This is a genomic window from Streptomyces thermoviolaceus (assembly GCF_045209695.1).
Classification (GTDB): Bacteria; Actinomycetota; Actinomycetes; order Streptomycetales; family Streptomycetaceae; genus Streptomyces; species Streptomyces thermoviolaceus.
In genome coordinates, this window is the sequence record NZ_CP109280.1 from 2,452,410 (window position 1) to 2,475,505 (window position 23,096).

General features: G+C 71.5%; 25 protein-coding genes and 4 tRNA genes. 15 read left to right on the plus strand and 14 right to left on the minus strand.

All coding sequences use genetic code 11. From position 1 onward, the window contains the following. Positions 1–32: 32 nt before the first annotated feature. The 4 genes from OG899_RS10640 to OG899_RS10655 all read right to left on the minus strand — a co-directional run bounded on the left by OG899_RS10640 (position 33) and on the right by OG899_RS10655 (position 3,271). On the minus strand, positions 33–1,724 hold the full coding sequence (locus OG899_RS10640) for a phosphodiester glycosidase family protein (RefSeq protein WP_251504324.1): 1,692 nt from the start codon (positions 1,722–1,724) through the stop codon (positions 33–35). A 171-nt stretch (positions 1,725–1,895) separates the two neighbouring features. After that, positions 1,896–2,723 (minus strand): transcription termination/antitermination protein NusG, encoded by an 828-nt coding sequence (gene nusG / locus OG899_RS10645; RefSeq protein ID WP_125496535.1) that lies wholly within the window; start codon positions 2,721–2,723, stop codon positions 1,896–1,898. Between the two features lie 81 nt (positions 2,724–2,804). Further along, positions 2,805–3,092, minus strand: a complete 288-nt coding sequence (gene secE, locus OG899_RS10650; protein WP_125496536.1) for a preprotein translocase subunit SecE — start codon at positions 3,090–3,092, stop codon at positions 2,805–2,807. Between the two features lie 106 nt (positions 3,093–3,198). Further along, positions 3,199–3,271: transfer RNA gene (locus OG899_RS10655), tRNA-Trp, on the minus strand. A gap of 409 nt (positions 3,272–3,680) precedes the next feature. Here OG899_RS10655 and OG899_RS10660 point away from each other — a divergent pair. Beyond that, positions 3,681–4,907 carry a pyridoxal phosphate-dependent aminotransferase gene (locus OG899_RS10660; protein WP_406311002.1) on the plus strand — a complete coding sequence of 409 codons (1,227 nt, stop codon included), beginning with the start codon at positions 3,681–3,683 and terminating at the stop codon, positions 4,905–4,907. A gap of 127 nt (positions 4,908–5,034) precedes the next feature. Then, the gene (locus OG899_RS10665; RefSeq protein ID WP_125496538.1) at positions 5,035–6,066 is read left to right on the plus strand and encodes an adenosine deaminase; all 1,032 of its coding nucleotides are present in this window, start codon (positions 5,035–5,037) and stop codon (positions 6,064–6,066) included. Positions 6,067–6,072: 6 nt separating this feature from the next. Here the strand turns inward: OG899_RS10665 and OG899_RS10670 are convergent, their stop codons facing one another. The 7 genes from OG899_RS10670 to OG899_RS10700 form a co-directional block, all read right to left on the minus strand. Further along, the gene (locus tag OG899_RS10670; protein WP_125496539.1) at positions 6,073–6,801 is read right to left on the minus strand and encodes a thioredoxin domain-containing protein; all 729 of its coding nucleotides are present in this window, start codon (positions 6,799–6,801) and stop codon (positions 6,073–6,075) included. A 119-nt stretch (positions 6,802–6,920) separates the two neighbouring features. Next, positions 6,921–7,976, minus strand: a complete 1,056-nt coding sequence (locus OG899_RS10675) for a UDP-N-acetylmuramate dehydrogenase (protein ID WP_125496540.1) — start codon at positions 7,974–7,976, stop codon at positions 6,921–6,923. Between the two features lie 94 nt (positions 7,977–8,070). Further along, positions 8,071–8,499: a MaoC family dehydratase gene (locus OG899_RS10680; RefSeq protein ID WP_125496541.1), complete on the minus strand. Its 429-nt coding sequence runs from the start codon at positions 8,497–8,499 to the stop codon at positions 8,071–8,073. A gap of 8 nt (positions 8,500–8,507) precedes the next feature. After that, a complete protein-coding gene (locus OG899_RS10685; protein WP_125496542.1) occupies positions 8,508–8,960 on the minus strand; it encodes a MaoC family dehydratase N-terminal domain-containing protein in 453 nt (150 codons plus the stop codon). 107 nt (positions 8,961–9,067) lie between these two features. Beyond that, positions 9,068–9,232 carry a 50S ribosomal protein L33 gene (gene rpmG, locus OG899_RS10690; protein ID WP_125496543.1) on the minus strand — a complete coding sequence of 55 codons (165 nt, stop codon included), beginning with the start codon at positions 9,230–9,232 and terminating at the stop codon, positions 9,068–9,070. A gap of 90 nt (positions 9,233–9,322) precedes the next feature. Beyond that, positions 9,323–9,395, minus strand: a tRNA-Met gene (locus OG899_RS10695). Between the two features lie 43 nt (positions 9,396–9,438). Then, positions 9,439–9,511: transfer RNA gene (locus tag OG899_RS10700), tRNA-Thr, on the minus strand. Between the two features lie 371 nt (positions 9,512–9,882). Here OG899_RS10700 and OG899_RS10705 point away from each other — a divergent pair. Further along, a complete protein-coding gene (locus tag OG899_RS10705; protein ID WP_189428144.1) occupies positions 9,883–11,190 on the plus strand; it encodes a hydrolase in 1,308 nt (435 codons plus the stop codon). A gap of 187 nt (positions 11,191–11,377) precedes the next feature. After that, positions 11,378–12,034, plus strand: a complete 657-nt coding sequence (locus OG899_RS10710; protein WP_125496545.1) for an SDR family oxidoreductase — start codon at positions 11,378–11,380, stop codon at positions 12,032–12,034. Between the two features lie 49 nt (positions 12,035–12,083). Here OG899_RS10710 and OG899_RS10715 read toward each other — a convergent pair whose 3' ends face one another. Beyond that, the gene (locus OG899_RS10715) at positions 12,084–12,296 is read right to left on the minus strand and encodes a hypothetical protein (protein ID WP_125496546.1); all 213 of its coding nucleotides are present in this window, start codon (positions 12,294–12,296) and stop codon (positions 12,084–12,086) included. Between the two features lie 355 nt (positions 12,297–12,651). After that, positions 12,652–12,730: transfer RNA gene (locus tag OG899_RS10720), tRNA-Tyr, on the minus strand. Between the two features lie 318 nt (positions 12,731–13,048). Here OG899_RS10720 and OG899_RS10725 point away from each other — a divergent pair. Next, on the plus strand, positions 13,049–13,837 hold the full coding sequence (locus OG899_RS10725; RefSeq protein ID WP_086792948.1) for an NUDIX domain-containing protein: 789 nt from the start codon (positions 13,049–13,051) through the stop codon (positions 13,835–13,837). Here OG899_RS10725 and OG899_RS10730 read toward each other — a convergent pair. Further along, positions 13,821–14,828, minus strand: coding sequence for a regulator (locus tag OG899_RS10730; RefSeq protein WP_086792954.1), 1,008 nt, complete (start codon positions 14,826–14,828; stop codon positions 13,821–13,823). The two genes, OG899_RS10725 and OG899_RS10730, sit on opposite strands and share 17 nt — an antisense overlap. 822 nt (positions 14,829–15,650) lie before the next feature. On the opposite strand from OG899_RS10730, the gene OG899_RS10735 reads away from it, so the two are divergent. From OG899_RS10735 to ssb, 10 genes are all read left to right on the plus strand, one after another. Beyond that, positions 15,651–15,914, plus strand: a complete 264-nt coding sequence (locus tag OG899_RS10735; protein ID WP_406311003.1) for a DUF6284 family protein — start codon at positions 15,651–15,653, stop codon at positions 15,912–15,914. Positions 15,915–15,981: 67 nt separating this feature from the next. Further along, positions 15,982–16,404 (plus strand): RRQRL motif-containing zinc-binding protein, encoded by a 423-nt coding sequence (locus tag OG899_RS10740; protein ID WP_086792945.1) that lies wholly within the window; start codon positions 15,982–15,984, stop codon positions 16,402–16,404. Further along, complete coding sequence (locus OG899_RS10745; protein ID WP_067398691.1) at positions 16,388–17,506, plus strand: hypothetical protein; 1,119 nt, start codon at positions 16,388–16,390, stop codon at positions 17,504–17,506. Before OG899_RS10740 ends, OG899_RS10745 begins: the two co-directional genes overlap by 17 nt. Before the next feature lie 231 nt (positions 17,507–17,737). Then, positions 17,738–18,238 carry a hypothetical protein gene (locus tag OG899_RS10750; RefSeq protein ID WP_067398688.1) on the plus strand — a complete coding sequence of 167 codons (501 nt, stop codon included), beginning with the start codon at positions 17,738–17,740 and terminating at the stop codon, positions 18,236–18,238. Between the two features lie 10 nt (positions 18,239–18,248). Next, positions 18,249–18,524, plus strand: a complete 276-nt coding sequence (locus OG899_RS10755) for a hypothetical protein (protein WP_067398686.1) — start codon at positions 18,249–18,251, stop codon at positions 18,522–18,524. Continuing rightward, entirely contained in the window at positions 18,521–19,081 is a 561-nt protein-coding gene (locus OG899_RS10760; protein WP_067398684.1) for a hypothetical protein, read from the plus strand. Before OG899_RS10755 ends, OG899_RS10760 begins: the two co-directional genes overlap by 4 nt. Beyond that, positions 19,082–21,232: a hypothetical protein gene (locus OG899_RS10765; protein WP_301476695.1), complete on the plus strand. Its 2,151-nt coding sequence runs from the start codon at positions 19,082–19,084 to the stop codon at positions 21,230–21,232. It abuts the gene before it with no gap. A gap of 171 nt (positions 21,233–21,403) precedes the next feature. Beyond that, a complete protein-coding gene (locus OG899_RS10770) occupies positions 21,404–21,850 on the plus strand; it encodes a hypothetical protein (RefSeq protein WP_067398680.1) in 447 nt (148 codons plus the stop codon). Between the two features lie 15 nt (positions 21,851–21,865). Then, complete coding sequence (locus OG899_RS10775; protein WP_067398678.1) at positions 21,866–22,540, plus strand: hypothetical protein; 675 nt, start codon at positions 21,866–21,868, stop codon at positions 22,538–22,540. Between the two features lie 23 nt (positions 22,541–22,563). Then, positions 22,564–23,010, plus strand: a complete 447-nt coding sequence (gene ssb / locus OG899_RS10780; RefSeq protein ID WP_067398675.1) for a single-stranded DNA-binding protein — start codon at positions 22,564–22,566, stop codon at positions 23,008–23,010. Positions 23,011–23,096: the final 86 nt, after the last annotated feature.

A 23,096-nucleotide genomic window follows, 5' to 3' on the forward strand; every position in this document is an offset into this window, starting at 1 on the left:
CGAGGGTCAGGGCCGGTGGCGGCCGGCGCCGGTCACGGGCGGCGCTCCGGCGGCAGCACCACCACCGCGTCACCGACGGGCCTCTCGCCCGCGGCGTCGGAGGGGTGCCCCAGGACCTGTCCGTGGACCGCCATGGCCGTCGAGCCCCCGCCGTCGAGGTTGACGGCCTCGACCAGTCCGAGCGACCGGGCCACGTCGGCGGCCTCCGGGATGCTCAGGCCCAGGTCGTCGGTGGAGCGCCCGTCGACGGTGACCAGCACGGTGCGCCCGTACACGTCCGTGCCGGCGATGGTCCGGGGGTTGCGTTTGGCCACCCAGCCGTAGGCCCAGCTGGGGTCGCCCGCGTGGTCCATGCCGTCCCGGCGCTGGGTGATCTCCTCCTGTCCCCGGTGCATGAGCTGGGGTCCGCCGTTGACGATCGTGGTGCGGCGGCTCACGGGCCGCGGCCTGCCGGTCGCCGCATCGGTCAGCTCGGTGTGCACCGGCACCCGGTCGCCGGCCCGGACGCCCGCGAGCAGGTCCGCGGCGGCGCCGGTGGCCTGCACGGAGGTGGTGCCGGGGGCGAGCGCGGTGCCGCGCGCGGCGGCCACGGAGATCACCCGCTGGTGTGCGTCGAGAACGATCTCGCGGCCGGGGCCGGACGGGGTGCGGGCGCCGTACTCGGGGGTGAACAGGACCAGTTCGCTGTCGTCGGTGCAGGTGATGTCGTGCAGGGGCCGGGACGTCGGGCGGTCGGTCGCGTCGCCGCCGCAGTTGCGGATCAGGCCGGGCACCCGGTTGATGCCGTCCAGCGGCACCGAGCGTCCGCCGAGCCGCACGCTGCCGCGCCAGGAGAGCCGTTCGACGCTGCTGCCGCCGTGCTCGTCCAGCACCAGCGCGGGGCGGTCGCCGACCGGCTCGGAGAGCAGTGCGCCGTCGTAGACGCCGACACCGGCGGGGTCGCCGGGTGCACCGGAGGCGGGGTCCAGGACGAAGAAGCCGGCGTTCACGGCGACCGTGGCGCCGGTCGCCCGGGCGAGCGCGGACGTGGTCTCGCGGCCCTGGAGGTCGGGGCCGAAGGCGGCGTCGAGCCGGCCGGTGAACAAGCGGGGGTCGATGGTGACCACGTCGACGTGCCAGGGTCCGCGCGCCGAGCGGTCGCCGTCCCAGCCGGTGTAGACGGCGGAGGCGGACTCGCCCGCCGCGGCCATCCGGGCGCGTTCCTGCTCGGCCTCGGCCCGGGTGCGCCAGGAGCCGACCCGGACCCGGTAGCCGAGCGTCCCGGGCGCCATGTCGGCGGCCCGGGGCCGGGCCACGGCCTCGACCCGGGCGTCGAAGCCCTCGGCGCGCAGCCGTTCGCTCTCCGCCCGGGCGTCGGCCTCGCCGGACAGCGCCAGGGGCGGCGCGTCCGGGTCGGGCGAGGAGGTGTCCGGGATCTGCACCTCCAGCGTCCAGAACAGGGCGTCGTCGGTGCCGCCGCGGGTGATCCGGGTCAGGCGCACGCCGGGCTGCAGCGTGGTGGTGGTACGGGTCTCCGGCAGGTCGGCGGGGCCGAGGTCGAGCCGGCCGGCGAGGACCGGGTCGGCGCCCGGGCCGGGACGGGCGGCCGCTTGGGTCGCGGCCAGGGCGTCGGGCTGCGCGAGCCCCGCCCAGACGAGCGCCAGCAGGGCGCCCGCGCGGAGCAGGGGAACGGCACGTCCGCGGCGAAGGGAAACGGCACGTCTTCGGGATGCGCGCTGTGTCATGTACGGGACGGTAGGGCGCCCGGGGGGCTTCCGACAGAGCACCGTACGGCGCGCGGGTGACGTCCGGCCGTCCTCACGGTGACGGCGGCCGCGGCCCCGCGCCCCTGGAGACGGCGAAGCCCCCGCCCGCGGGCGACCGCAGGGCAGGGGCTGAGCCGGACGGATACGAGGTCAGTTCTTCTGGATCTGGTCGAAGGACAGCTCGACCGGCGTCTCGCGGCCGAAGATCTCGACCAGGCCCTTGACCTTCTTCGAGTCGGCGTTGATCTCGTTGATGGTGGCCTGCAGGGTGGCGAAGGGACCGTCGGTGACGGTGACCGAGTCGCCGACCTCGAAGTCCAGCACCTGGACCTCGACCTTGCGCTGCGGCACGGGACGGCCCTCGGCCTCGGCGGCCTCGCGGGCGGCCCGCTCCTCGGCCTCCGGGGCGAGCATCTTCACGACCTCGTCCAGGGACAGCGGGTACGGGTCGTAGGCGTTGCCGACGAAGCCGGTGACGCCGGGCGTGTTGCGCACGACGCCCCAGGACTCGTTGGTCAGGTCCATGCGCACGAGGACGTAGCCGGGCAGCTTGTTCTGCCGGACGGTCTTGCGCTCGCCGTTCTTGATCTGGACGATCTCTTCCTCGGGGACCTCGGCCTGGTAGATGAAGTCCTCGACGTTCAGCGAGACGGCACGCTGCTCCAGGTTGGCCTTCACGCGCTTCTCGTAGCCGGCGTAGGTGTGGATGACGTACCACTCGCCGGGCAGGCTGCGCAGCTCCTCGCGGAGCTTGGCGACCGGGTCGAGCTCGGGCTCGGACTTCTCGGCCTCGCCGTCCTCACCCTCGGTGGCCTCGTCGCCGTCCTCGGCACCGGAGGCGGCCTGCTCGGCCGACTCGTCCGCCGCGGCCGGTGCAGCCTCGGCCTTGCCGCCCTCGTCCGCACCCTCGACGGTGTCGAGCTCGTCAGCCACGGACTCGGTCGGCTCGATGGCGTCGTTCAGGTTCGGGTCAGACACGGTGGCTGCTTCTTCCTGGTTACATAGGGGTGGAACATGCGAAAACGGGCGCCGGTCACCACGGCGCCCTTCGCTCGTGACTCAGCCGAAGACGTACTTGGCCGCGTGGTTGAGCCCATAGTCAATCACGGTCACCAGGGCGATCATGACGGCGACGAAGAAGATCACCACGGTGGTGTACGACGTCAGCTGGTTGCGCGTGGGCCAGACGACTTTGCGGAGTTCGGCGATGATCTGCCGGTAGAAGAGCGCAAGCCGCTTCAGCGGACCCTTCTTGGCCCGCTTGCCGCCCTTGCGCGGCTTCTTCTTGGACTCCGACACCTCGTCCCGGGCGTCAGGCGTGTCGAGGGAGCCCACGGCGTCCGTCATGCATCCTCACCTGATTCCCGGGTCGTGGCCGTGCCGCGCCCGGTCGAGCCGCACGGCGGTGCAATTGCAGTACGTACATGCGCACACATCCTGGCGGTGTGTGTAGCAGGGCCGGAGGGACTTGAACCCCCAACCGCTGGTTTTGGAGACCAGTGCTCTACCAATTGAGCTACGACCCTTTGTGTTCCCCCAACGTACCGCATCCGGCCAGATGCCCGGCGTGCACCGATGTCCGGCGCGGCTGCTGAAGGCCAACGAGGTGAGAGTGTACGTGCTCAACGGCCGGGCGTCGAACGGGAAGCGCACTTCGGTTTCCTCGAGGTGTCCGAAAGCCCACGGGTGAGGGGTCCAAAACGGGCGAGGAGCGGCCCGGAGGACGGCGCGCCCACGGCCGCCGCATGCGCCGTGGCAGGCACGCTGGGCGAGGGCGGGACGGCCCCGGCGGGCCCGGTGCCACGGGGCGCTGCGCAGGCCGGCGACGCGGCCGGCCCCGCGCGGGACCGCACGCGTGTTCACGGCGTAGGCCGCTTCCGCCCGCTTCGTGAAACCCGTGTGTCCCGGTGACCGGCTGTCTGGAACGATGGCGGTATGAGCGCTGCAACCCCTCCCACCGAGCGCCGGGTCTCCGCCCGGATCGGGGCGATCTCCGAGTCCGCCACCCTCGCCGTGGACGCAAAGGCCAAGGCTCTGAAGGCCGCCGGACGTCCGGTGATCGGCTTCGGCGCCGGTGAGCCCGACTTCCCGACCACGGACTACATCGTCGAAGCCGCGGTCGAGGCCTGCAAGAACCCCAAGTACCACCGCTACACCCCGGCCGGCGGCCTGCCCGAGCTGAAGGCCGCGATCGCCGCCAAGACGCTGCGCGACTCCGGCTGGGAGCCGGACGTCTCCCAGATCCTGGTCACCAACGGCGGCAAGCAGGCCATCTACGAGGCCTTCGCCGCGATCCTGGACCCGGGCGACGAGGTCATCGTGCCGGCGCCGTACTGGACGACGTACCCGGAGTCGATCCGCCTGGCCGGCGGTGTCCCGGTGGAGGTCGTCGCGGACGAGAGCACCGGCTACCGGGTGACGGTCGAGCAGCTGGAGGCGGCCCGCACGGAGAAGACCAAGGTCGTCCTGTTCGTCTCCCCCTCCAACCCGACCGGCGCGGTCTACTCCGAGGCCGAGACCGAGGCGATCGGCCGCTGGGCGCTGGAGCACGGCCTGTGGGTGCTCACCGACGAGATCTACGAGCACCTGGTGTACGGCGACGCCGTGTCGGTGTCGCTGCCGGCGCTGCTGCCCGAGCTGCGTGACAAGTGCATCGTCGTCAACGGCGTGGCCAAGACCTACGCCATGACCGGCTGGCGGGTGGGCTGGATCATCGGCCCGAAGGACGTGGTGAAGGCCGCGACCAACCTGCAGTCGCACGCCACCTCCAACGTCTCCAACATCTCCCAGGCCGCCGCCCTGGCCGCCGTCTCCGGTGACCTGGAGGCCGTGGCCGAGATGCGCGAGGCCTTCGACCGCCGCCGCCGGACCATCGTGCGGATGCTCAACGAGATCGACGGCGTGGTCTGCCCGGAGCCCCAGGGCGCGTTCTACGCCTACCCGTCGGTGAAGGCGCTCATCGGCAAGGAGATCCGCGGCAAGCGCCCGCAGAACTCCGTCGAACTGGCCGCGCTCATCCTGGAGGAGGCCGAGGTCGCGGTCGTCCCGGGTGAGGCGTTCGGCACGCCGGGCTACCTGCGGCTGTCCTACGCCCTCGGCGACGAGGACCTGGTGGAGGGCGTGAGCCGGATGCAGAAGCTGCTGGCGGAGGCCCGGGACTGACCCGTCCCGCTCCCCCTCGGGTGGCATCCGGGCACGACCCCGGGTGCCACCCGTTCGTCTGTGCGGGCAAGCCCCCGTACGGGGAAACGGCTACCGGGAGGCGGGGGGCGTGCGGCAGGATCCTCGGATGGAGCACGTACGCGATCTCTCCGAGCTGCCGAAGGCCCATCTGCACCTGCACTTCACCGGGTCGATGCGGCCCGGCACCCTGCTGGAACTGGCCGACAAGTACGGCGTGCGCCTGCCGGAGGCCCTGACGGACGCCCTGGTCAGCGGGGAGCCGCCGAAGCTGCGGGCCACCGACGAGCGGGGCTGGTTCCGTTTCCAGCGGCTGTACGACGCGGCGCGGTCCTGTCTGCGGACGCCGGAGGACATCCGGCGCCTGGTGCGGGAGGCGGCCGAGGAGGACCTGAGGGACGGCTCCGGATGGCTGGAGATCCAGGTCGACCCGACCTCGTACGCGCCCCGGCTGGGCGGCCTCATCCCGGCCCTGGAGATCATCCTGGACGCCGTGGAGACGGCCTCGCGGGACACGGGGCTGGGCATGCGCGTCCTGATCGCCGCCAACCGCATGAAGCACCCCCTGGACGCCCGCACCCTGGCCCGTCTCGCGGTGCGCTACCGGGACAGGGGGGTGGTCGGCTTCGGGCTGTCCAACGACGAGCGGCGGGGCATGGCGCGGGACTTCGACCGGGCGTTCGCCATCGCCCGGGCCGGCGGCCTGTTCGCGGCCCCGCACGGCGGTGAGCTGACCGGCCCGGCCTCGGTCCGCGACTGCCTGGACGACCTCCACGCCCACCGCGTGGGCCACGGGGTACGGGCGGCGGAGGACCCCGCCCTGCTGCGCCGCCTGGCCGAGCAGGGCGTGACCTGCGAGGTGTGCCCGGCGTCCAATGTGGCCCTGGGCGTGTACGACAAGCCGGAGGACGTGCCGCTGCGCACCCTGTACGAGGCGGGCGTCCCGATGGCGCTGGGCGCCGACGACCCGCTGCTCTTCGGCTCCCGGCTGGCCGCGCAGTACGAGATCGCCCGCCGGCACCACGGCTTCACGGACGCCGAACTGGCCGAGCTGGCCCGCCAGTCCATCCGTGCCTCGGCCGCCCCTGAGGGCGTCCGGGAGAAGCTGCTGGCCGGGGTGGACGACTGGCTGGCGGGCTGAGCCGGCTCAGTCGCGGGCCAGGGCGCCGATCACCAGCGGCAGCGTGCTCTTGTCGAAGATCTGGTTCAACCGCGCCCCGTCGACGAAGGTGCCGTCGACCTTCATCGCGGGCGTGCCGGTCGCTCCGGACCGCTCGAAGGCCTGCTCGGAGGCGGTCACGAAGGACCGGTACTTCATGTCCCTCACCGCCGCGTCGAACTCCTTGCTGCGCAGGCCCTTCACCTGGGAGGCCAGGTCCAGCAGGAAGGCGTCGGTGAATCCGTCGACGCTCTCCTCGGGCTGGTGGGCGTAGAGCACGTCGTGGTACTCGGCGAACTTGCCCGCGTCCAGGGCGGCCCTGAGGGCGTTGGCGGCCTTCTCGGAGCCGTGGCCGCCGAGCCGGTCGTCGAGGAAGGAGGCCAGGGTGTACTCGGCCCGGACCTGTCCGGAGCGGACCAGCTCGCGCAGGGCCTCGCCGCCGCCCTGTGTCTCGAACTGCCGGCAGACCGGGCAGCGGGCGTCCTCGTAGACGTGGACGACGGTCTTGGCGTCGGGCGAGCCGACGCGGACGGTGGTGCCGTCGGGTGCGAGCGACTCGGTGACGTCCGCCGCCGCCGACGCGCGGGCGGTCGGTTTCCCGTCGGCTTTCCCGTCGCCGCCGTCGTGGGCCGCCGAGCCGCAGCCCGTGGCCAGGGCGCCCAGCAGCACGCTCGCCACCGCCATCGCGGCCGCGCGGCCGGCTCGTCCACCTCGCATGGTCTTCCCCTCCTTGTCGGACGGGCACCGACCCTACGCGATCTTCGCCGGTGTCCTCGCCCACCGTCCGGAGCGGGGGCGGGGCGAGGCGGCGCGGGGCAGCCGGCCGGGCGGCCGGCCTACAGGTCGATGCCGACCGTGACCGGCTCGTTGACCAGGGTGATGCCGAACGCCTCGCGGACTCCGGCCACCACCTCGCGGGCCAGCGCCAGGAGGTCCTCGGTGGTGGCACCGCCGCGGTTGGTCAGGGCGAGGGTGTGCTTGGTGGAGATCCGGGCCGGGCCGGTGCCGTAGCCCTTGGGGAAGCCCGCCTTCTCGATCAGCCAGGCCGCGGAGGTCTTGGTCCGCCCCGGCCCCGCCGGATAGGCGGGCGGCTCGACGTCCGCGCCCAGCCGCTGGTGCACCCGGTCGCGGAAGGCGGCGAAGTCGGCGTCGGTGAGGATCGGGTTGGTGAAGAACGACCCGGCGGACCAGGTGTCGTGGTCCTCGGGGTCGAGCACCATGCCCTTGCCGGCGCGCAGCTTCAGCACGGTGTCCCGGGCGGCGGCGAGGGGGACGCGCTCGCCGGGCTCGACACCGAGGGCGCGGGCCGTCTCCGCGTACTTGATCGGGCCGGACAGGCCGCCGGCGTCCTCCAACCGGAACCTGACCCGGAGCACGACGTACCGGCCGGGGTCGGCCTTGAAGCGACTGTGCCGATAGGAGAAGGCGCACTCCTCGTTGGTGAGGGTGACCGTCTCGCCGGCTTCGCGGTCGTAGGCGACGACCTCGGTGATGGTGCTGGAGACCTCCTGCCCGTACGCCCCGACGTTCTGGATGGGGGTGGCGCCGGCGGAGCCGGGGATCCCGGCGAGGCATTCGATGCCGGCCAGCCCGGCCTCCACGGTGCGGGCGACGGCGTCCGTCCACACCTCGCCGGCGGCCAGCTCCAGCGCCGTTCCGCGCAGCTCGACGCCTCGGGTGGCGATGCGCAGGGCGGTGCCGTCGAAGCCCTTGTCACCGATGACCAGGTTGGAGCCGCCTCCGATGACCAGCAGCGGGGTGCCCGCGGCGTCGGCCTCGCGGACGGCGTCGATCACCTCGGCGTCGGTCTCCGCGGTGATCAGCCGGTCGGCGGGGCCGCCCAGCCGGAAGGTGGTCAGCGGGGCCAGGGGCGCGTCGTGGAGTTCCTGCACGCGCCCAAGACTACGAGACCTTGCCGACCGGGCCGCCGAGGACCATGCCGGCCGCCCGGCACGGCGGCCGGGCGGCCGTCGGTCCGTGTCGCCGTCAGGCCAGGCGCACGAGGGCGCGGGCCATGCCGAGGACCTTCTGCCCGGCGCTGACCGCGGTCAGGTCCACCCGGACGGTGCGGTCGTCCAGCTTGGCCGCGACCTTGCCGGAGACCTCGATGGTGGCCCCCTTGTCGTCGTCGGGGACCACGACGGGCTTGGTGAAGCGGACGCCGTACTCGACGACCGCGCCCGGGTCGCCCGCCCAGTCGGTGACCACCCGGATCGCCTCGGCCATGGTGAACATGCCGTGCGCGATCACGTCCGGCAGCCCGACCTCCTTGGCGAACCGTTCGTTCCAGTGGATGGGGTTGAAGTCCCCGGAGGCGCCCGCGTACTGGACGAGCGTGGCCCGGGTCACGGGGAAGGTCTGTGCCGGCAGCTCGGTGCCGACCTCGACGTCGTCGTAGGCGATGGTCGCCGTCATGTCGTTCCTCACGCCTCCTCGGCCGCGCGGGCCACGAGCTTCATCCAGGTGGTCGCCACGTGCTCGCCCGCCTCGTCGTGCACCTCGCCGCGGACGTCCAGGATGTCGTTCCCGGCCAGCGACTTGATCGCGTCGATGGTGGAGGTGACGGTCAGCCGGTCACCGGCGCGCACGGGACGGGTGTAGGCGAACTTCTGGTCGCCGTGCACCACCCTGCTGTAGTCCAGGCCCAGCTGCGGGTCCTGCACGACCTGCGCGGCGGCCTTGTATGTGATCACGAACACAAAGGTCGGCGGGGCGATCACGTCCGGGTGGCCGAGCGCCTTGGCCGCCTCGGGGTCCGTGTAGGCGGGGTGGGTGTCGCCCACCGCCTCGGCGAACTCCCGGATCTTCTCCCGGCCCACTTCGTACGGGGCGGTGGGCGGGTAGGACCGCCCCACGAAGGACTGGTCGAGCGCCATGGGCGCGGCACCTCCTGGTGTCATGCGTCTGGTGTCATGCGTCGGTCGGGTGCAAACAGCATGAGGCCGCCCCCTGCTGTGGGGACGGCCTCATGGCTGCGTCTGATTTATCGCGTCTCGCGGTGCGTGGTGTGCGCGTTGCAACGCGGGCAGTGCTTCTTCATCTCCAGACGGTCCGGGTTGTTACGCCGGTTCTTCTTGGTGATGTAGTTCCGCTCCTTGCACTCCACGCAGGCCAGCGTGATCTTCGGGCGGACGTCGGTGGCAGCCACGTGAGTGCTCCTTGACGAACGGTGGACTAGAAATAACGCACATGAAGAGTAGCCGATCGACGGACCGACCCGGCAATCGGCTACTGAGAGTAGCGGTGACCGGACTTGAACCGGTGACACAGCGATTATGAGCCGCTTGCTCTACCGACTGAGCTACACCGCTGCGATGCGATCAGAACGCCGGAGGCGGATACCTCTCGCATCAGAGCCCCAAAACGGAATCGAACCGTTGACCTTCTCCTTACCATGGAGACGCTCTGCCGACTGAGCTATTGGGGCGAGCGATGAAGACATTACACGGTCCGCCGCCGTTCGCCCAAATCCGTTTCCGGCATCCCGCCCGCGTGCCGCCCTCGGGCCGTCGCGCGGGGGCCGTGGCACCCGGTCCGGACACGGCTCGGCCCCCTCGCCGCTCCCGTCGTCGCTCCGGGCTTCGCGGGCTTCCCGGCGGCGCCGGTGACCCGCGCTACCGGGCACACCTGCCCGGCCACACCGGTACGACTATTGCGCTCCTCCGCGGTCCCGCGCGGCACCGACCCTAGGCTCGTCCGCACCCGCGCGCGATCGTGTGTGCGCGTCCGTCCTTGCGTCCTGCGTCCGCGTCCGTCCGCAGTCCCGCCGTCCCTGCCGTGCGTCACAGCTGGAGTGCGATGCCTCCCGGTCAGCAGCAGCCGCCCCCGCCGTCCTCCTCACCGGGTGCGCCGGGTCCGCCGGAGCCGGGCGTGCTGCTGCTGACCGGTGCCCGTCTGACCGACGGCCGCACGGTCGACGTGCGCCTGGCCGGCGGCCGCATCGAGGCGGTCGGCACGGCGGGCAGCCTGGCCCCGGCCCGGCGCACCGGCCGGCGGGGCGCGGGTCCGCGGGGCGGGGCGCGCGAGTCCGGCGACGGCTCCCGCGTCGACCTGAGCGGCTATCTGCTCCTGCCGGCCCCGGCCGAGCCCCACGCCCACGCCGACACCGCCCTGACCGGCGACACCGACGGACCGGTGTCGTACGCCCCCGAGGACGTCCAGCGCCGGGCCGTGGAGGCCGCGCTGCTGCAGCTCAGCCATGGCGCCACCGCCCTGCGCGCCCATGTGCGCGTGGGCGACGCCCGGGGGCTGGGCGCCCTGGGCGCGGTCCTGGAGGCGCAGCGGGCCCTGCGCGGGCTGGCCGAGCTGACGACGGTGGCGGTGCCCCGGGTGCTGACCGGGGCCGCCGGCGCGGAGGGCCTGGCGGTGCTGCGGGACGCGGTGGAGCTGGGCGCCGAGGTGGTCGGCGGATGCCCGGACGGGGACCCCGACCCCACGGGCCACCTGGAGGCCGTGCTGGGCCTGGCCGCGGAGCACGGCCGCGCGGTCGATCTGCACACCGACGGCACGGATCCGGCGCGGCTGGCCCGCATCGCGGCCATGGCGGGCGACCTGCGGACCGGGGTGGCGCTGGGACCGTGCGGCGGCCTGGAACTGCTCCCCGTCGACGTGGCGGCCCGCACGGCGGACCAGCTGGCGGCGGCCGGGGTGACCGTGGTGTGCCTGCCGCAGGGCGGCTGCGCGGGCGCCGAGGGCCTCGGCACGGCCCCGGTACGGCTGCTGCGGTCGGCCGGGGTCCGGGTGGCCGCGGGCAGCGGGGCCCTGCGGGACGTGGCGAACCCGGTGGGCCGCGGCGATCCGTTGGAGGCCGCCTATCTGCTGGCCGCCCGGCACGGCTTGGGACCGGAGGAGGCCTACGACGCGGTGAGCGCCTCGGCCCGGGCGGTGCTCGGCCTGCCCGAGGTGCGTGTCGAGGCGGGCTTCCCGGCGGATCTGCTCGCGGTGCGCGGCGAACGGCTGGCGGGCGCGCTGTCGCTCGGCTACAGCCGCGTGGTGGTGCACCGGGGGCGCGTGGTGGCGCGCACCAGCGCGGTACGGGAGTTCTGCGACACGGCGGCCTCGGTAGCCCTGGGGCTGCCCCGGCAGGGGCGGGGGGAGCTGCCGTAGCGAGCGCCGGGCGGCGGCGCCGGAGGCCGGGGATCACCTGGTGACGGACACCGGGCGGCTCTCCGACGGCCGGTCAGGCTTCCATGTGCCGTACGACGTTGTGCGCCAAGCCGTGAGGCACGGCACCGGGTGTGCCGGGTGACCCGTCGTGCGGCGGATGGGGCCGTCCGGGCGTACGGTCGGAAACATGCGGATTGTCATTGCTGGTGGTCATGGCCAGATCGCGCTGCGGCTGGAGCGGCTGCTCGCCGCGCGCGGGGACGAGGTGGCGGGCATCATCCGCCGCTCCGAGCAGGCCGAGGATCTGCGCGCGGTCGGAGCCGAACCGATCGTGCTGGACCTGGAGTCGGCCTCGGTGGAGGAGGTCGCGGAGCGGCTGCGCGGCGCGGACGCCGCCGTGTTCGCGGCCGGTGCGGGCCCGGGCAGCGGCGCGGCCCGCAAGGACACCGTGGACAAGGGCGCGGCCGTGCTCTTCGCCGACGCCGCGGTCCGGGCGGGCGTGCGGCGCATGCTGGTGGTCTCCTCGATGGGCGCGGACGCCCAGCACGAGGGCGACGAGGTGTTCGACGTGTATCTGCGCGCCAAGGGCGCGGCCGACGACTACGTACGCGCCCAGGAAGCCCTGGAGTGGACCATCCTGCGTCCCGGCGCGCTGACGAACGACCCCGGTACCGGCCTGGTCCGTCTGGAGGCCCGCACGGGCCGTGGTTCGATCCCCCGCGACGACGTGGCCAAGGTGCTGGCCGAACTGGTGGACACCCCGGCGACCGCCGGCCTGACGCTGGAACTCATCGGCGGCTCCACCCCGGTGTCGGTGGCGGTGAAGTCGGTGGCGGGGAACTGAGCGCCCTGCGGCCCCGATCACGGTGGCCGTCCGGATGCACGGTGACCGTCTAGAAGAGCGGAAGCTGACCCGGGAACGGGGGCACCACGTACCCGTCCAGGGTCGGCTGCGCCGCGTCCGACGGCACCGTCCGCCGCGAGCCCGGACAGGAGGTCAGCTCGCCGTTCTCCCGTGCACCCGGAGGGTCGTGACGGGCGAACCGCCCGGCGACGACAGCGATCTCCCGGCGGCACTCGGGGCAGTGTCTGCGACGCGAGGACATGAAGTCAGTGTGCACCGCGGCACTGACAGCGGCGGGGGGATCGCGCCGACCTGTGCACGCGGGCGGGCGGGGGGACTGAGTCTCCGTGGGGCCGGGGCGAGCCGGGCCCGCCTCACCGGGGCACACCTGGGGGACGGCGCTGGTCGGACGGGGAGTCCGGCAGGGATCTTCCGTGCACCGCCGACGGGCCGTGACCCGCTCCTGCCCCACGGATGCCCCGCAAGCGCTGGTCGGCGCGTGATCCAGGTCGAGAAGGCAACGGGCCGAGCCACACGTCACGACGCTCCCGTCACCCGACACGACAAGACCCCCTCCGCTCTGCGTTGCCGCAGTTCGGAGGGGGTCTTCCCCAGTGTGGCGGCGCTAGGATTCGAACCTAGGAAGGCTGAGCCGGCAGATTTACAGTCTGTTCGTCGCCACATCAGCAGATCACCTTTGACCTGCTGCTTTACACGGCTGCATGCAGGAGCAACTGCTTTCCGTCCACGCCTCGTCCTCACACACGGCTCTCCGAGAGGCCGAAACGGGGCACCTCGGGATATGGCGCTAGATGCCAGACTTCACCCTATATAGCCGATTCGCTCCATCCTTTTGGAAGACTCAGCCCATCAGGAAATTCCCAGCACTCTTCCTGGGGATCAGGATCGTCTTTGGTGATCTCATGCGCATACGCATCGTTGTAGCCACGCAGCGCTGTGTGTGCGGCCCGCTACGCTGGTACGCACCACGTCAGAACGGGGAGTGCTCCGCGGATGGGACCCAAGACGAGCAAGGTCTACGAGACGCTACGTGCACGGCTCGCTGCCGGCGAGTACGCGCCCGGGGACAAGTTCCCCTCGGAGCGCACGCTCGTCGAGGAGCTGGGCATCGGGCGGACGGCGCTGCGGCAGGTGCTTGCCCGGCTCGTGGCCGAGGGGGCACTGGAAGTGCGCGGGCGCAGCTCGTATCGGGTTCCGGGTGCTGTGAGCGTGAAGACGCCCGAGGGGCTGAAGCCGTGGACGATCCACGGTGAGCGGGATCTGTACGACAACCGCTGGGTCAAGCTCCAGCTCTGGGACGTCGAGCCCCCGGGCGTCGAGCGGTTCGAGCATCACGTGGTGAAGCTCCACCACGTCGCCATTACGGCTGTGGTCGACGACCGGGACCGCGTGCTGATGATGTGGCGGTACCGGTTCGTCCCACAGCAATTCGGGTGGGAGCTGCCCGGCGGCATCGTCGACGAGGGCGAGGATCCTGCCGAAACCGCGCTGCGCGAAGTCGTCGAGGAGACGGGCTGGCGGCCGAAGTCGCTGGAACACGTGGTCACCTATCAGCCCATGGTCGGCATGGTCGACTCGCCGCACGAGATCTTCGTGGGCTACGGCGCCGAGCAGGTTGGCAAGCCGACCGACCTGGAGGAGGCCGGCCATATCGAGTGGGTACCGCTGGCCGATGTTCCCGGTCTGATGGCTCGCGGGCAGCTCATGGGGTCCGGCACGCTCGTGGCCCTGCTGCACATCCTGGCGAGCCGCGGGAAGCAGGGCGTCACAGCTTCGAGCTGAGCATGTCGATGCGCCGCCGCTGCCGCACCGATCCGGTGCGGCTCGCCAGCAATCGAGCCTGCTGCAGGTGGGTCCGCGCATCGTCGTACTCGGCCCGGATCAGGTGTGCCTGGGTCAGGTCGGCATGCAGACCGGCCCGAGCCCGGACGAACGTCGGGTCCATCACTTCCAGTGCGTTGTAGAGGCTGGTCACCGCTTCTTCGTCACCGAGCAGAGCGAGCACATTGCCCCGCCACCGGGTGAGGTGAGCACCGTTCAGGAAGATGCTCACCATGTCCGGGTCTCGGTCCTCAGCCCCCGGAGGAATCTCGTTCATGGCCGCATCGAGGGCACGGCGGCAATCATCCGGCATGCCAGCGTGAGCGCATAGCTCTGCCTCTGCTGCATGGAGCCACGCTCGAAGCCGAGGCGAGCCGGCCTGCCCCAAGGTGCGCTGAGCGTCGCGCACCAGCTCGACACCGAGCGCCGGTCGTCCGGCCTCGCACAGGACGTACGCCTGCTCACCCATCGCGTGCGCCAAGTACATCGGTGCCTCAGCATCACGCGCGGCCCGCTTCGCAAGCTCGTAGTGCCGCCATGCCCGTTCGACCGCCCCTGAGTCGATCGCCTGCCACGCTGCGAGGGTCGACGCGCCAGCCAGCGCGAGGGCAACCGGCCGGCGAGCGGAAGGCAGGACGGCGAAGTTCAACGCCTCCTCCAGCGCCGCAAGGTGGCCGGTCATCTGGTCGACGAGGCCCGCGGCGCCCATCTGGCGATCCATGGTGCGCAGGAGTTCGGTCTGGTCGTTGAACGCCTTCACCATGGACGCGCTGACACTGCTGGCGGAGTCGATCCTGCTGAGCAGTTCGCCGTAGCCGTCTGCCATCGGTACGGCCTGAGCAGGGCCGGTGTCCCTCAACTCTGCGTCCGTAACGCCCAGGAGCCGCCGCAGGATGGCCGCGTAGCGATCCGAGATGACCCGCTTGCCGTTCTCCCACTCGGACACGTACACGCGCAGGCTGGCCTTCGACGCCACGTCGACGAGGTTCCGTCGGGCGTACTGCTCGATTTCGCGAACCAGTCGTTCCTGGGACCACCCGCGCGCCGTACGCGCGTTCCGAAGTCCTGCGTTCACAGGCCACCGTCCGGCGTTCGTTCCCTCCACTGACCTGCCCAGCATGCACGACATTGCCGCAGGTCAACAGGGGTTAACAGGCCGGAAGTTAAGGACTGTTGGCTACCGACGCCCCTGTCTCGAACGGTGTCCTGGAAGTGCGCCGCAGCGGGCGACAGCCCATCCGAACCGGCGAACCAGCCTTGACTCTGGTGCGCACCAGATGCACTCTACTGGTGCGCACCAGATTGGGTCGCTGGTCGGCCAGCTGTGCGCGTCACGAACGGGAGTCGTGTCTCCAGGACATGGCTTCAAGGGGCCCGGGACAGAGCGGGCCGAGGGCGCACCCGACCCTGGTCATTCGGGAGGGCTTAGACCGAAAGGTCACGTCTCCATACGCCTAAAACGGGAGCACGCTCCCGAAGGAGACACCTGAACCGGTCACTCAGCGACTCGAAGGAGTGACTGTGATCCGTCGACATCTCAAGGCGTCGTCCGTGCTGGACCGGCACGGCGACTACGCCCATTGAGTCACTCTCCAACCTCTCCCGCGGCTCTCTGCTGCGGCCGGTTGCCTCCTCCGCCCGTCCGGTCCGCGCACCGCGCGGCGCCCGTACGGGCGGAGTGTGGGGAGCCGGATCTACCGACTTCAACAACCGCGCGGCCCCGGTGTCAGTCCACCGGGGCCGCCGCCGTTTCCGTCTGAGAGGAACACGATCGATGAAGTCCGTCCGTGCACTTCAAGCCGTTGCTGTCGTCGACGGGAACGACCGCGAACCGACGGATGCCGAGCTGGACGCCATCGCACGCGAGACGCCGCTCATCACGGCGGAAGTCGAGTTGCTGGACGTCCAAATCGCCCTTTTGGACCGGCCTCTGTCGGAGCTGGACGAGCGCCGGCTGCGGCGGGCTCACCGCAGGGTGCTGGCCGCACGGCGTGAGCTGACCAACGAGAGGCCCACGACGACGGGTATCGGCGCATGAGCGCGAGGCTGGAGCCGGCGGCCAACGCCGACATCCCCGCCCCGACAAAGGCAGGGGTGGAGGTCTGATGTCGGGAGCGTTCGGCAAGTGCTTCGATCCGACCGGCGCCCGTTACGGCGTCCCGACGTACCCGTGGCGTTACGCCCCCGAGGGGCTGGCCACTCGGCGTCAGCTTCGCGCCCGCGGGTTACGGCCCGGTGGACAACCGGTCGCGGCACAAGTCATGCGGGTCAACCGGCGCACCGGCGGAGTGCAGGTCAGTTACCTGTACCGGATCGACCGGGCGAAGCCGGTACGGCCGATGACGTCGCGGAAGTGGGGTGCGCTGGCGTTGGCGATGCTGGCCCGCCGCACGTGCCCCGAGTGCGGGATCACCTACAGCTACTGCCTGCCGACCTCACTCGGCATGTGCCTGCTGTGCGCCCACGGCGGCGCGCAGCAGGCGCCTGAACCCTTCGAGGACAGGAGATTCGATGAACAACATCCCTGAGAGGTCCCTGAGCAGGGGCCAGGCAGCCGTACTGGGGGCCGCCGCGGTGCCCATGGTTGCCTTCGGCGGCCTGGGCGCGTGGGGCACCTACAGCAACATCACCTCCGTCTTCCACCGGTCGGCCACCGCACTGGGCGTGGTGGCCGCAGGGGAGGGCGCCACGCTGGTGCTGGCCCTGGTCCTGGTCGGACTGACCATGCTGGGACAGTCCGCCCCGGCGCCCGTGCGGGTCGGGCTGTGGACGCTGCCGGCGGTGGCGTCCCTGACCGGCGCGACGGTTGCCAAGAACCTCACCGAGGCGGTGGTGTTCGCCGTGACACCCATGGCCATGTGCGTGTCCGCAGAGGGCATGGGCCTGCTGGCGCGCCGCATCGTGGTCTACCGCACCGGTGTGGACGCCGAGGCACAGCGTCGCAATGCGACCGTCATGCAGCGGCTCGCCTACCACCGAGCCCGCGCCGCGAACCACCCCGACGCGGGCGCCCGCAAGGCGTCCGAGCTGGCGTCGTGGAAGCTGGCGAGGAAGGTCGGCACGGGGGATGCGCTGCTCGGGGCGCACCTGGTCGACGTCCAGCGCGAGCGGATGACGGCCGGCGCGGATGCCGCTCTGGCGAGCATGTTCGCCCTGCCCGTCACACCCCCGGTCGCCGAGGCGGTGGCCACCATCGCACAGCCTGCCGTCGGCAGCGGTGCCGAGGCAGGCGTCACACCCCCCGTGACGGCGGAAGACACGCAGGTCAAGGGCAGCATTGACAAGGCTGCGTCGGAGCGCGTCACGGCCGTCACGCCCGAGCCAGAACCCGCCGTGACGCCTGCCGCCGACGGCGGCGTGCTGGTGGAAGACGAACCGTCCGGGCGTGACGGGGGCGTGACGCTGGAGGAGATCGCGGCCGTGGCAGGTGTGCCGACGCCCGTGACGGGCGAGCCACTGAGCGACGCCCAGCTTCTCGTGGTCCTGCGCCACCTGCGCTACGCCGAGGATCCGCCGCTGTCCTACCGGCAGGCGGTGGCCGCCTTCCGCGAGGCGGGCTTCGTCGGCGGTGAGCAGCGGGTGCGCCGCGCGTGGGGCGCGCTGATGTCCCACGAGGAATCCGGCGCGTAAGCAGCGTCCGGCACCACCAGTGAGGGCCAGCCCAGGGGTAGTGGGCTGGCCCTCGTTGCGACTGCCGGAAGCAGTCGACCGCACCAGTGAAGCAGACCCGGTGAGCCCCGGTGAGCGGTACTCACGCAGACCCGGCGTGCAGACCCGGTGAGCTTGCCTCGGCACCCGCGAAGCGGACGTGCCGGGAAGCAGCACACCGCCTTAATCACCCCTTCGTCCAAGGAGTTCGCTGTGTCCAGCCGTATCCGCACTCGCGGCGTGAAAACGGCCGCCGGTGTCCACACCGTCCATATTCCGCGTCAGCGTGGACGCCGCGGCATGCAGCCGTTCGTGGTCGTGGTGCCCGAGCGCCCGTCGCTGGCATGGGAGTTATTCGGTTACCTCGTTCGGTTGCTGTGGGAGCACCGCGGCCGTCTGGCGCCGTTCGCCCTGGCCGTGACGGCGCTGGCCGTCACGGCGGTTCTGCACTGGTGGGCGTGGTGGTCCGGGCTGATCCTCGCTCCGGCCGCTGTGGCGCCGCTGGTGTGGCTGCTCATCGTGCAGCGTCGTCGTCCGGTCGGCCGCTCGGTCATCTGGTGGCGGATCGGCCTGACGGTGCTGGGCACCGTCGGCCTGGTGTGGCTGGCGCTGGCCGCGGCGTTCGGTCCGCTGGCCGGGCCGCTGCCGGTGCTGTGGCTGCTCGTCACCCTGGCCGCTCAGGTCGGGTGGCTCGTCGTCCGCCGCCGCGGCTGAGGGACGACTCGTGTTCGGCGCGCGCCGCGCCGCCTTGCTGGACCGCTCGTTCGCCTTCGGGCAGCGGGCGGCCCAGTGGGCGGGCGCCCTCATCCACGCTGCCGCCGGCCAGTTTCGGTGGCGTCCCACTGACCTGTACGCCGCGGCCGTGGTGGCACGGTTCGCGGCTTCCCATCGGCTCATCGAGCAGGCGGCCGACGCCGTCGACGACGGTTGGACCGTCGACCGCATCGTCACGTCGCCGCTGCTCGGGTCCGTCATCGTCTTCGAGGAGGACGACTCGTGAGCACTCCCCCCAACGGCGCTCCCGTCGGCGGTTCCATGGGCGGTGGCCCGTCCGGCGGCCGGACCCGGCACACGCACAAGGAACGCACCTGGAACGTCAACTTCACCACCGCCAACGGCGGCCCCGGCGGAGGCGCCGGCTTCAACGGCGCAGCCGGTGACGGCGGGGCGGCGGACCGGCACCAGGGCGACCGGCTGATCCACGCAATCGAGCGGATCGAGTTCCGCTCGGACAAGGACATCCTGGCGCTGGCCAAGGCCGTCAACCACCTGGGACGTGAGCTGTACCTGATCCTCGGCATGCGCGCCGAGGAGCTGAACGGCGTCCTGTCGCAGTACAAGGGCCGGTGGTACACCTTCGGCGCCCAGTCCCGCATCAAGGCCCGCCTGGTCTCCGCTCACCTCAAGGTGTCCGCGGAGGCGGCCAAGGCACTGGGCGTGGGAGCGCTGAAGATGGCGCATGCCTTCGACCGGCACTTCGTCAAGCCGGAGCGCGAGGCCAGGCAGCAGCGCGGTGGGAAGCACGCGCGCCCGACGTTCACGATCGGGGAGGACTGAATGGCCCGCCGCGACCGCGACCACTTCCCCGCACTGCACAGCCACGACGGCTATGCCCTGGCTGCCCTGCCCGCCGGGCGGGGCGGCATCCTGTCCACCATCGGCAACCACCTGGCGGCCAAGGCCGCGCCGTACCTGCCCCCGTGGATCGGCGCCGCCGTCCTCCCCCCGGTCGCCGGATGGGGAGTGCACGAGATGTGGGGCGGCTCTGCTCTGTCCGCCGGGCTCGCCTCCGCCGGCCTGGGCGTGGGCGGCGTCCTGCTGTCCGCCGTGACCTGGGCCGTCTCCGGGGGCAGCAACAAGTTCCGCCGCTACCGGCGCGCCCAGGCCACCGCCAGCGTGGCCGCTGGCATGGGCTGGCTGACCTGCGCCGTCTCCGCAGGTCCCTTCGGGCATCCGATGACGGATCTGTGGCTGCTCGGGGGCGGGCTGTTCGCCGCGTCGTGGAACGTGCGGCAGATCATGCGCAACGCCCACGACGAGACCGAGGAGACCGACTCCACCGGCCTGGCCAAGCTCGCCGAAGCAGTCGGCCTGGAGAAGGTGCAGGTCAAGAACGTGCGCGGCAACGGCAAGGGCATGGTCACCGCTGAGGTGGTCGTCCCGCCCAGCAAGACCATGGACGACGTGCAGACGGCCGCCCCCAAGCTCGCGGCTGCGCTGCACGTGCCGCCGTCCGCGGTCACCATCGGCAAGGACTCCGACAACGCCGCCCGCGGCACGCTCTCCGCCCGCGTCGCCGACCTGCTCAAAGACGGCGTCCCCTTCTTGCCGCCGAAGGAGCTGGGGCTGCTGCCCACCGAACCGATCCCGGCCGGCCAGTACGCCGACGGCGAGACCTGGTGGATCAACCCGTTCAAGGCCGAGATCCTCCAGCACCTGCTGGTCATGGGCGTCACCGGCTCCGGCAAGTCGGAGTTCGCCCGCACCGTGCTGGCCCACCTGATGACCCGCCGCAAGCTGTCGATCTGGCTGATCGACCTGGCCAAGGGCGAGCAGACGGTCGGGCACATGAAAGAGGGCATCGACTGGTTCGTCGACCGCAAGCGCGGCGGCACCCGCGAGGCCAAGGCCATGCTGCGCTGCCTGCCGGCCGTGATCGCCGAACGGGGCACCGCCCTGGCTGCGGAGGGCCTGGACCAGTGGACGCCCCAGTCGAAGCTCAACGCCATGGTGGTGTGGATCGAAGAGGCCGCCGACGTCGCCGACTTCTCGGTCCTGGACGAGATCGCCCGCAAGGCCCGCTCCGTGGGCATCTGGCTGGTGATCAGTCTCCAGCGCGCCACGTGGAAGAACCTCGACACCGACGTGCGCGCCAACCTCCAAGCCGCCGTCTGCTTCGGCGTGGACGAAGCCTCCGACGCGGCGTTCTGCCTGCCCGATCGGGTCACCGAATCCGGTGCCGTCCCGGACTGGGGCGCGGACCGGCCTGGCTACGCCTACGCCACCGGCATGGGCATTCCGGCCAAGCGGTGGACCACCGAAGTGCGCGGCTGCCTGACCAAGACGGTCAAGGAGCAGATCCGGGAGATGGTGCTGGCCGCCACCGCGGTCCGCGACCCGCTGGACGACATCTCCGCACGGGCCGCTGGCCTGGCCTACGAGCGGCGCACCCACCGCGGCACCAACCGCCTCGACCCCGGCCAGGAACTGGAACAGGCACCCGTCACCGCCCTGCGCGCCGTGCACGGCCCCGCACCCGCCTGGGACGTCCCGGACGGCGAGGAGACGGACGAGACGGACGCCGTAGACCCGGCGGCAGAGGAGGCCGCAACCATGGAACTGCAGGACGCCTACGAGGAGGTCATGGCGCAGATCCCGGCGGACCCGGAGCCGGACGCCCCCTACGCCCGCCTCCGCCTGGAGGACGACGTACCCGACACCGACCCGGACACGGACCTCACCTTCGAGCAGACGGCCAAGCCGTCCACCGAAGAGGCCCGCGCCATCCTCTACGGCCAGATCGACGCCTGGGCCGCACAGGACCGGCTCACCTTCGAACCGGGCGACCTGATCCCCGCCGCCGTGAAGGCCGGCCGCTCCCGCCCCTGGCTCCAGGGCGAGCTGAAAAAGCTCACCGAACAGGGCGTGCTCAGCCGCGACGGACAGGGCGAGTACACCATCGTCCGCCCGGCCTCCATCGCCGCCTGACACTACCCACCGTGACGCCCTGACTGTCAGGGCCGCGCTCTGACTCTGACAGTCAGGGCGCGGCCCGGCCTATAGGAAAGTCAGGGATTTCCGGCCTGACAAAGCCCCTGACACCTCGTCTGACTGTCAGAGCCGCACCCTCTGACAGTCACGATCCGTGATCGGAGACCGATCGTGACCCACCCCGAGCAGACCACACCACTCCCGGTGCACCGCCCCCAGCCGCTCACCCCCCACACAGTGGCACCGCTCGTGCCCGTCCAGCCGGGCAGCGTCCCGACGGTGGCGAGCGTCGTCCTGCCCGATGGCAGGGTCGTCACCGGCTACGCCATCGAACCCGCCAAGCCCGACCCGGCCGCCGTCAAGCCGCCCGTCTCCCGCACGGCGGTGAACATCGCCCTCGGCGGCGTCGGCTTCCTCGCCGTGTGCGGCGGGCTGTTCCTGCTGACGGCATTCATCACCGCCCTCACCGCACTGATCACCCAGCTCATCATCCTCGCCGCCGTCATCTTCGGCGGCTGGATTGCCGCACAGGTGTTCACCGCCAGCGGCCACAAGGGCGGGACCACGGTCCACATCCGCAAAGCCGTCATCAAACGCAGCCACTTCCACAGCTGAGAAAGGAGACCCCTTATGACGACCGTCCGCATGTGGTTCGAATCGCTCACCGACAGCGTGTTCGCGCTCGGGGCCGCAGCCCGTGAGACGCAGCGCGCGGCCCGTACCGCCGAGCTGGAGCACGCCGCCTACGACCCCGACCGCATCCGCCTGCTCGACGCTGCCGTCCACATCGACAACGCCCCCAGCTCCGTGCCGTTCCGCCCCCACGACGCCGCCGTGTTCACCATCGGCGACACGCTCAGCAAGACGGTCCGGGTACTGCGTGAGCTGTACCTGAACACCGCTCTGGCCTACGGCTACGGCACTGCATGGGCAATCGGACAGGTACTCGACGGCCAGCAGCCCCAGACGGTCAAGCTGGGCCGCACTGGCGACGGCCACTACAAGCTGCCCGCTGACCTGTGCCCGGTCCCGCCGGCCATGCCCGCGCTGGAACAGTGGAGCGGCTACCGCAAGTTCGAGCAGGCCCGCGCCCGCCTGCTCGACATTGAGGACGCCGGCAACGTTGCTGAGTACCTGGACCAGCAGCCATATCTCAGCGATCGCGACGCCACCGACCTGCACGCCGCCCTGGACATCGTGGCCGGGCACGCGGACGCCGCCTACGCCTACGGCGTCCTTGCCGAATCCGCCCTGCACTTCGTGCTGCTCAATGCCAAGGCCCAGCACACCCACACCCGGGCCTAACACCAGCAAAGAGGAGATACAGCATGTCGCTCGGAGAAACCCCGGTCACCATCATCGGCAACCTCACCGCCGACCCGGAGCTGAAATTCACCGCCTCCGGCCAGGCCCTCGCGCGCTTCACAGTCGCCTCCACACCGCGCGTGTTCGACCGCGAGGCGAACCAGTGGAAGGACGGCACCTCCACGTTCTTCCGCTGCGCCGCCTGGCGCACCCTCGCCGAACACGTCGCCGACTCCCTGGTGAAGGGCTCGCGCGTCGTCGTCTTCGGCCGCATCCGCCAGCACGACTGGCAGACCCCGGAGGGCGAAAACCGCTCGATGCTCGCCGTCGAGGCCGACGAGATCGGTGCCTCCCTGCGCTTCACCACCGTGACGATCAACGGCAAGCGCACCAACGCCGCTCCGGTCCGCGACGACATGTGGAGCACCGCCGACAGCTCCGCAGAGCCGGGCAACGAGCCGCCGTTCTAACCACGCCTGGGGCGACCGCCCATCTCGCCAAAGATCCGCGGTCGCCCCAGCCCAACCAGTCCGCAACAGACCTGTTGGAGGCATCC

Bases quoted from the DNA above. Each gene is read 5' to 3' on its own strand.
- OG899_RS10745 (WP_067398691.1), top strand. From the start codon at position 16,388: ATGAACAACATCCCTGAGAGGTCCCTGAGCAGGGGCCAGGCAGCCGTA.
- OG899_RS10670 (WP_125496539.1), bottom strand. From the start codon at position 6,801: ATGCGAGGTGGACGAGCCGGCCGCGCGGCCGCGATGGCGGTGGCGAGC.
- OG899_RS10710 (WP_125496545.1), top strand. From the start codon at position 11,378: ATGCGGATTGTCATTGCTGGTGGTCATGGCCAGATCGCGCTGCGGCTG.
- OG899_RS10740 (WP_086792945.1), top strand. From the start codon at position 15,982: ATGTCGGGAGCGTTCGGCAAGTGCTTCGATCCGACCGGCGCCCGTTAC.
- OG899_RS10765 (WP_301476695.1), top strand. From the start codon at position 19,082: ATGGCCCGCCGCGACCGCGACCACTTCCCCGCACTGCACAGCCACGAC.
- OG899_RS10725 (WP_086792948.1), top strand. From the start codon at position 13,049: ATGGGACCCAAGACGAGCAAGGTCTACGAGACGCTACGTGCACGGCTC.
- OG899_RS10715 (WP_125496546.1), bottom strand. From the start codon at position 12,296: ATGTCCTCGCGTCGCAGACACTGCCCCGAGTGCCGCCGGGAGATCGCT.
- OG899_RS10705 (WP_189428144.1), top strand. From the start codon at position 9,883: ATGCCTCCCGGTCAGCAGCAGCCGCCCCCGCCGTCCTCCTCACCGGGT.
- OG899_RS10685 (WP_125496542.1), bottom strand. From the start codon at position 8,960: ATGGCGCTCGACCAGTCCTTCGTGGGGCGGTCCTACCCGCCCACCGCC.
- secE (WP_125496536.1), bottom strand. From the start codon at position 3,092: ATGACGGACGCCGTGGGCTCCCTCGACACGCCTGACGCCCGGGACGAG.
- ssb (WP_067398675.1), top strand. From the start codon at position 22,564: ATGTCGCTCGGAGAAACCCCGGTCACCATCATCGGCAACCTCACCGCC.
- OG899_RS10735 (WP_406311003.1), top strand. From the start codon at position 15,651: ATGAAGTCCGTCCGTGCACTTCAAGCCGTTGCTGTCGTCGACGGGAAC.
- OG899_RS10680 (WP_125496541.1), bottom strand. From the start codon at position 8,499: ATGACGGCGACCATCGCCTACGACGACGTCGAGGTCGGCACCGAGCTG.
- OG899_RS10665 (WP_125496538.1), top strand. From the start codon at position 5,035: ATGGAGCACGTACGCGATCTCTCCGAGCTGCCGAAGGCCCATCTGCAC.
- OG899_RS10640 (WP_251504324.1), bottom strand. From the start codon at position 1,724: ATGACACAGCGCGCATCCCGAAGACGTGCCGTTTCCCTTCGCCGCGGA.
- OG899_RS10775 (WP_067398678.1), top strand. From the start codon at position 21,866: ATGACGACCGTCCGCATGTGGTTCGAATCGCTCACCGACAGCGTGTTC.
- OG899_RS10660 (WP_406311002.1), top strand. From the start codon at position 3,681: ATGAGCGCTGCAACCCCTCCCACCGAGCGCCGGGTCTCCGCCCGGATC.